Consider the following 6,898-nt stretch of genomic DNA (forward strand, 5'->3'; position numbering starts at 1 on the left):
TGGCCAATTCTTGACTGAGCCACCGCTATCGGGGGCAAGCCCCCTCCCACAGTGGATCTGCATTTATTTTGAGATTTTCACAAGGCCGGGTTTCAGGCCGAACACTTCAACCCCTTGCGCCGTCGACTGGCCGGTGGTGACCTTCACCCGTTGCACCGGTTTATCCATCGCCTCGCGGTACGCCACCGTCATGTCCGGCTCAATCGCCTGGCTGGGAATCACGATTGCCTGTTCATTGTTGTAAGTGACAATGGTCAGCCGCGCACTCATGCCCAACCGCACCCGCTGTAGCTGCTCTGGGGTGAGTGTGGGGATCGACAAAGTCACCGGAAACTGTGCGCTGCCCTGGGTGTCGCTGGCGATGGCCAGGCGCTGACCACGAAGCTGACAGAGGTCTGATAGAAGCTGACAAAGGACTTAATGTGGGAGGGGGCTTGCCCCCGATGGCGGTGTGTCAGTTGGCCAATTCTTGACTGAGCCACCGCTATCGGGGGCAAGCCCCCTCCCACAGTGGGTCTTCATTTATTTTGAGATTTTCACAAGGCCGGGCTTCAGGCCGAACACTTCAACCCCTTGCGCCGTCGACTGCCCGGTGGTGACCGTCACCCGTTGCACCGGTTTATCCATCGCCTCGCGGTACGCCACCGTCATGTCCGGCTCAATCGCCTGGCTGGGAATCACGATCGCCTGTTCATTGTTGTAAGTGACGATGGTCAACCGCGCACTCATGCCCAGCCGCACCCGCTGTAGCTGCTCTGGGGTGAGTGTGGGGATCGACAAGGTCACCGGAAACTGTGCGCTGCCCTGGGTGTCGCTGGCGATGGCCAGACCGCTGACCACGAAGCTGACAGAGGTCTGATAGAAGCTGACAAAGGACTTAATGTGGGAGGGGGCTTGCCCCCGATGGCGGTGTGTCAGTTGGCCAATTCTTGACTGAGCCACCGCTATCGGGGGCAGCCCCCTCCCACAGTGGATCTGCATTTATTTTGAGATTTTCACAAGGCCGGGTTTCAGGCCGAACACTTCAACCCCTTGCGCCGTCGACTGGCCGGTGGTGACCTTCACCCGTTGCACCGGTTTATCCATCGCCTCGCGGTACGCCACCGTCATGTCCGGCTCAATCGCCTGGCTGGGAATCACGATCGCCTGCTGATTGTTGTAAGTGACGATGGTCAACCGCGCACTCATGCCCAACCGCACCCGCTGTAGCTGCTCTGGGGTGAGTGTGGGGATCGACAAGGTCACCGGAAACTGTGCGCTGCCCTGGGTGTCGCTGGCGATGGCCAGACCGCTGACCACGCTGACGGAGCCCTTCAGCCGTTCGCCGTCGAACCCGTCGCCCATGACTTCCACGGCCTGGCCCTGGTGCAGTTGGTTGATATCCAGCTCCGACACCTTGGCAACGATCTTCAACCGTTCGATATTCGCCAAGCCAAACAGCACCTGGCCCTGGCTGACCTTGCTGCCGGCCTGGATCGGCGCGTTGGCGTTGCCACCACTGGCCGGGGCGTTGTTGCCGGGGGCGGGTACCACGATGCCGGAGAACGGCGCCTTCACCTCTTGGGCCGCGAGCAGGGTGCGCAGGGCCTCGTATTTCACGGTGGCGTTGGTCAGCTCCATATCGGCGATCTGGCGGTATTCGCCCTTGCCCTGTTCCAGCGCCTGTTGCAGTTCGCTGCGGGCCGAGGCGAGGTCCAATTGCTGCTGCTGGGCTTGCTGGCGCAGGTCGTCCAATTCGTTGCGCGGGATGATGCCGCGTTTGAACAGATTCTCGCTTTCGGTGAGTTTGCGCTGCGTGTTGTCGGCGCTCATCTGCGCGGTGCGCAGGCTGCGGCGGGCGCGGCTGACGGTGGGGCTGCTGTCCCAGTCCTGCATTTCCTGCACGGTGCGCCGGGCCTTGAGTTGGGCGGAGAGGGCATCGCGCAATTGCACTTCGAGGGTGGCCGGGTCCATGCGCAGCAACACCTGGCCGGCCTCGACCCGCTGGCCTTGCTCGACCAGATTGGCCTGCACATTGCCGTCAAACGGCGCGGTGAGCACGAGCGTGGTGTCGGGCTCGATTTTGCCCACCAGGCCGATCTCATGCACCAGCGCGTCGGGCTTGACCGCCAGCCACTGCTCGGGCGTGCCGTCGGGAGCGGAGGCCGGGCTGCGCAGGGCCAGCCCCACGCCGCCCAGCAGCAGGATCAGCACAGCGCCCAGCAGGGCTTTTCGATTAGTAGTCATTGAGGGCAATTTCCCAACTTTCCAGCGTCATGCCCAGGGTCAGATCGAGCTGGGTCTGGGCGTTCAGATAAGCGATCAACGCGTTGAGCTGCGCGTTTTCAGCGTTGCGCAAGTCGGTCTCGAAGCTCAACACCTGGAAGTTGGTGGAGCGTCCGGCGCTGAGTTTTTCCCTTTCGATCTCGATCTTGCGCCGCGACAGCTCCACGGCGCGCTGGGCGATTTCATACTGGCGCCAGCGTGTGCCCAGGTCGCGCACCACATCGTTGACGCTACGCTCCAGCTCTTGGCGGGCGTCGGTGATGCGCACCTGCTGGTCCTCGACATTCACGCGCGCGCGCACTTCGGCCTGGCGGGTGCTGATATCCCCGATGGGAATCTGCACCTGCACGCCGGCATAGCTGTCCCATGTGCGGTTATTGCTGCTGCCGGCGTCGTTATTGTAGGTGTCACGTATCTGGTTTGCGCCGGCCACCAGGTCCACCTGCCAGCGCCCGGAGTCTTTGGCGATCACCAGGTTGAGGTCGGCTTGCTGGCTGCCGAGCAGGGCGGCGAGGTATTCCGGCTGTTGGGTCTGCGCCAGGTTGAACGCCTGGCGCTTGTCGATTTGCATGGGCCGGGCCTCCAGGGCTTCGGTGGCGCGGATCGGCGTGGACAGGTCCAGCGCCAGCAGGCGCAGCAGGGCCAGGCGATTGGTGTCCAGCTGGTTCTGCGCTTCTTCCACGCCCAGTTGCTGGGTGGCGATATCGGCTTCGGTCTGCACGATTTCAAACTCGGCCATGCGCCCGGCGCCGATCAAGGCCCGGTTGACTTCCAGCAAGGTGCCGGAGCGTTTGAGCGCATCCTGCACAATGCTCAATTGTTCCTGAGCGCGCAGCAGCTCGCGGTAGGTGGCGATGATCTGGCTGATGGTCTGCGCAACGGTGGCCTTGAGGTTCAGGCGGTTGGCCTGTTCCGCCAGGCGTGACAGGCGCAGCGGTGCTGTGGTGGCATCCCAGCCGGCACCGCGCAGCAGCGGCTGGATGATCGCCAGGTCCAGGCCGTCGCTGCGGTAGCGGCCGGCGCGGTCGGCGTTGTTGAGTTGCTGGGTCCAGGACATGCTCAGGCGCGTGCCGTACTCGCCGAGCAGGCTGCTGGACGGCGTGACATTGGCATTGCGCGCGTTGTCGACCGAGCCGCGGGTGCTGCGATAGGAACTGTTGAGGGTCAGCTTGGGGTTGAACACATCTTCGGCGACCCGCAGGTCGAATTTCTGCGCCACCCGTTGCAGGTAAGCGCTGCGGATCGCTGGATTGTTGCGCAGGCCCAGGTACACGGCGTCGCCCAGAGTCAGGTCGGTGATCTGGGCTTTCAGCGAGACGCCTCGGTCGTAGCCGCTGCGGGTGGTGCTGGGCGCCGAGGGTTTGATGACCACGTCGGCCGCCATGCCGGGCAGGCTGATCAGGGCGAGGCACAGCAGCCATCTATTCATCGCGCAGGGCCTCCACCGGCTGCAACCGCGACGCCGAGACCGCCGGGTAAATGCCGAAAAACAGGCCCACCAACAATGTGCTGCCCACCCCCAAGGGCAGGGCGGCGGCCGCCAGGTCGAACACCCAGCCCGATAACCAGGCGTACAACCAGGCGGCGGTCATGCCGAGCACCGCGCCGCACAGGGCGCCGACGGCGGTGAGGGTGACCGCTTCGAGCAAAAACAGATTGCGAATATCTCGCTGCCGCGCGCCCAGCGCCATGCGGATGCCGATTTCGCGGCGGCGCTCCGAGACATTCATCAGCATCACGTTCATCACGCCCACGCCGCCGCCGATCAGGGAAATCGCGCCGAGGGCCAGCAGCAAGTAAGCGAAGGTGCGGCTCTGGCGCGTCATGCCATCGATCATTTGCTGGGGCACCTGGATGTCGACATCGTGCTCGGTGAGTTGGGCGCGCAGGGCGTCGGCCGCGGCCCGGGCCAGGTGTTCCATGTCCTGGCCGGCAGCGGCGCGGATGATCAGGTTGTTGATCTGCGGCGTCGCGTAGATGCGCCGCATGCCCTCGGCGGGCAGAAACAGCGACTCGCCGGGCTGCACCGGCATCAGCATCGCCCGTGGCTGGGGCTGCAGCAGGCCCACCACCAGAAACAGGTAGTCGTTGATGCGCACGCGGTCCCCCAGCCGCAAGGGATCCCCCGGCGCGCTCAGGGCCTGGGCAACGTCGGCGCCGATCACGGCGTAGGTTTCGTTGACATCGAAGCCCGACAGGAAGCGGCCGTGTTGCAAGGTCAGGCGCATCGCCGCAGCGACATCCGGCGTGCTACCGACGAAATTGGCGTTGACGCTGCGCCCATGGAACACGATGGGCCCGCTGAACAGGCTGAGCGCGCCGATATGGGCAATGCCCGGAACGGCCTGGCGCACGGCGTCCAGGTCCAAGTGCGTGCGCATCGGCACGTTGGCGCTGCCCTTGGGGGGGAATTGCACCACCAGGGTGTCGGTGCCCATGTCCTTGAAGATCAAGGCGGCATCCACCGAAGCGTTATGGCCGATATTGATCAGCGCCACCACCGACGAACTGCCGATAACGATGCCCAGCAGCGCCAGCATCGAGCGCTTGCCCAGGGTGCGCAGACTGACGAGGGCTTCATGCAGCAGCTGGCTGAGGCTTTGCTCGACCCGCAGGCTCATAGGCGCCCAACCTCTTGCACCACACCGTTGCGCACCAGGATCTTGCGCTCCAGGCGCTCGGCGATCTGCGGGTCGTGGGTGACGATGACCAGGGTGACCTGCTGTTCGCGGTTGAGGGCCAGCAGCAGGTTCATGATGTCCTGAGCGGTGCCGCTGTCGAGGTTGCCGGTGGGTTCGTCGGCGAGGATCACCGACGGGTTGCCCACCAGCGCGCGGGCGATGGCCACGCGTTGGCGCTGGCCGCCGGAAAGATCGGCGGGGCGATGGTGGGCGCGCTCGGCCAGGCCCACCTGTTCGAGCATGCGCAGGGCCTGTTCCACCGAGGCATGGCGCGACACGCCGCGATAGCTCAGGGGCAGGGCGACATTGTCCAGCGCGCTCAGGCGCGGCAGCAGGTTGAAGCTCTGGAATACGAAACCGATCTGCTGATTGCGGATCGCCGCCAGTTCGTCGGGGCTGGCGCTGAAAATATCGTGGCCGGCGAAGTGGTACTGGCCGCAGTTGGGCAGGTCCAGCAGGCCGAGAATGTTAAGCAGGGTACTTTTGCCGGAACCGGAGGCACCGAGAATGCCGCAACTGTCGCCACGGGCGATGCAGAGGCATACGTCGTTGAGAATGGACAGTTCCTGCCCGGCCAATTGATAGCGTTTGCCGATGCCGTGCAAGGAAATCAAGCCTGGGAGCGTGGAGTTGCCTGTCATCTTGACTACGCCTTCAGTCTCGACGGTGCCTGATCCCCAAGCAAAGCGTTGTAACAAATTCGCGGGTGACAGGTACGGGTTACGGACTGGTTTAATTTCTTGTTTTTAAAATATTGTTTGAATACTAACCGTGTTCCCTGGGCTTCGCCAGCCATGGATATAGAGCGGTTTTACCCTTTGAAATGTTTTTCCCCACATCCTCAGCAGGTTGCCTCAACGCCTTCAGTCTGCCCTCAAGTAGCCGTCCGGTAAGGCTTTGAATGCCACGGTAAGGTGTCACAGCTTGCTTTCGCACGACGGCCCCGGTATAAAAAATCAAATTATTTTTTAAAACAATATTTCCGTGGGATCCCTAATGGTCGCGAAGAAACTCAGCGCTCCAAACGTTACCAAGACTCGCTTGCTGGATGCGACAGAGGCTCTCTTCATCAAGTACGGATATGACGCGGTTTTGTTACGGCAGATTACCGAGCGTGCCCAGGTCAACCTGGCTGCGGTGAATTACCACTTCGGGGACAAGGATTCCCTGATGAAAACCCTGCTGATGCAGCGCCTGGAACCGCTCAACGAACAGCGCCTGGAATTGTTGGCACGTTGCGAAGCCGAATCCGATGGCCCGTTGGACTGCGACACCTTGCTCGGCGTGCTTTTCGCTCCGGCCATGGGCCTGGAGCGCAGCGACCCGGCCAGTGGAGAAGGGCGCTCGTTCATTCGGTTCCTGGGGCGCGTCTACAGCGACACGTCGCCGTTTATCCAGGAATACCTCAAAGTGCATTACCAACCGGTGTTCCAACGCTTCTTCGAAGCCTTCGCCCTGGCCTTGCCGGATTTACCGCGCAACGAGCTGGGGGTGCGCCTGCAATTTGCACTCAAGGCCATCTCTGGGGTGATGGCCGGCACCGAGCTGCGCCTGCTGATGAATTCTATGAGCCTCGGCCGTCCGGCTACCGATGCGGAAGTCATGGCCAAGCTGATTACCCTGGTCTCGGCAGCGATCCGTGTGCCGCAGCAGAGCCCTGAAGCGGAAACCGCTCTGGCCAAGGTGCTGGACACCCAGCGCGCGATTCGTGAAGAGGCTGCGGCGCCAAGCGCTAAAGCGTCGCACTGAACGGTAGTTTTTCGAGGCAAAAAAAAAGCCCGCTGGGGCGGCGGGCTTGATGTGCAACATTTGTAACGGATGAGGCTTCACCCTACGTCTCGGGATGTGAATAAAGCGTGAAAAATTTGTAAGAGAAAGTGTGAAGTTGTTGATCACTTCAACGGGACGCCAACGGCTGCCATTCGTCGCCACTGTCAATTCTGACAGTTACC

At 62.4% G+C, this 6,898-nt stretch carries 5 protein-coding genes and 2 pseudogenes; 1 reads left to right on the forward strand and 6 read right to left on the reverse strand.

What is annotated here, in order from left to right; translation table 11 throughout:
• Positions 1-63: 63 nt before the first annotated feature.
• From QRN41_RS20335 to QRN41_RS20360, 6 genes and pseudogenes are all read right to left on the reverse strand, one after another.
• Positions 64-369, reverse strand: a pseudogene (locus QRN41_RS20335) (HlyD family secretion protein); the annotation flags it as partial.
• Positions 370-522: 153 nt separating this feature from the next.
• Positions 523-942, reverse strand: a pseudogene (locus QRN41_RS20340) (HlyD family secretion protein); the annotation flags it as partial.
• A 39-nt stretch (positions 943-981) separates the two neighbouring features.
• Positions 982-2,226, reverse strand: a complete 1,245-nt coding sequence (locus QRN41_RS20345) for an efflux RND transporter periplasmic adaptor subunit (protein WP_173603528.1) — start codon at positions 2,224-2,226, stop codon at positions 982-984.
• Positions 2,216-3,694, reverse strand: a complete 1,479-nt coding sequence (locus QRN41_RS20350; protein WP_034098732.1) for a TolC family protein — start codon at positions 3,692-3,694, stop codon at positions 2,216-2,218. Before QRN41_RS20350 ends, QRN41_RS20345 begins: the two co-directional genes overlap by 11 nt.
• Positions 3,687-4,886 carry an ABC transporter permease gene (locus tag QRN41_RS20355; protein WP_167417762.1) on the reverse strand — a complete coding sequence of 400 codons (1,200 nt, stop codon included), beginning with the start codon at positions 4,884-4,886 and terminating at the stop codon, positions 3,687-3,689. The genes QRN41_RS20350 and QRN41_RS20355 overlap by 8 nt, the downstream gene beginning before the upstream one ends.
• Complete coding sequence (locus QRN41_RS20360) at positions 4,883-5,587, reverse strand: ABC transporter ATP-binding protein (protein WP_034138592.1); 705 nt, start codon at positions 5,585-5,587, stop codon at positions 4,883-4,885. The genes QRN41_RS20355 and QRN41_RS20360 overlap by 4 nt, the downstream gene beginning before the upstream one ends.
• A gap of 355 nt (positions 5,588-5,942) precedes the next feature.
• Between QRN41_RS20360 and QRN41_RS20365 the strand changes: the two genes are divergently transcribed.
• Positions 5,943-6,695 carry a TetR/AcrR family transcriptional regulator gene (locus QRN41_RS20365; RefSeq protein WP_167417763.1) on the forward strand — a complete coding sequence of 251 codons (753 nt, stop codon included), beginning with the start codon at positions 5,943-5,945 and terminating at the stop codon, positions 6,693-6,695.
• The last annotated feature ends 203 nt before the right edge of the window (positions 6,696-6,898 follow it).

It is taken from the genome of Pseudomonas sp. efr-133-TYG-23, from assembly GCF_030209215.1.
In the GTDB taxonomy this organism is placed as follows: domain Bacteria; phylum Pseudomonadota; class Gammaproteobacteria; order Pseudomonadales; family Pseudomonadaceae; genus Aquipseudomonas; species Aquipseudomonas rhodesiae.

Bases quoted from the DNA above. Each gene is read 5' to 3' on its own strand.
- QRN41_RS20345 (WP_173603528.1), bottom strand. From the start codon at position 2,226: ATGACTACTAATCGAAAAGCCCTGCTGGGCGCTGTGCTGATCCTGCTG.
- QRN41_RS20350 (WP_034098732.1), bottom strand. From the start codon at position 3,694: ATGAATAGATGGCTGCTGTGCCTCGCCCTGATCAGCCTGCCCGGCATG.
- QRN41_RS20355 (WP_167417762.1), bottom strand. From the start codon at position 4,886: ATGAGCCTGCGGGTCGAGCAAAGCCTCAGCCAGCTGCTGCATGAAGCC.
- QRN41_RS20360 (WP_034138592.1), bottom strand. From the start codon at position 5,587: ATGACAGGCAACTCCACGCTCCCAGGCTTGATTTCCTTGCACGGCATC.
- QRN41_RS20365 (WP_167417763.1), top strand. From the start codon at position 5,943: ATGGTCGCGAAGAAACTCAGCGCTCCAAACGTTACCAAGACTCGCTTG.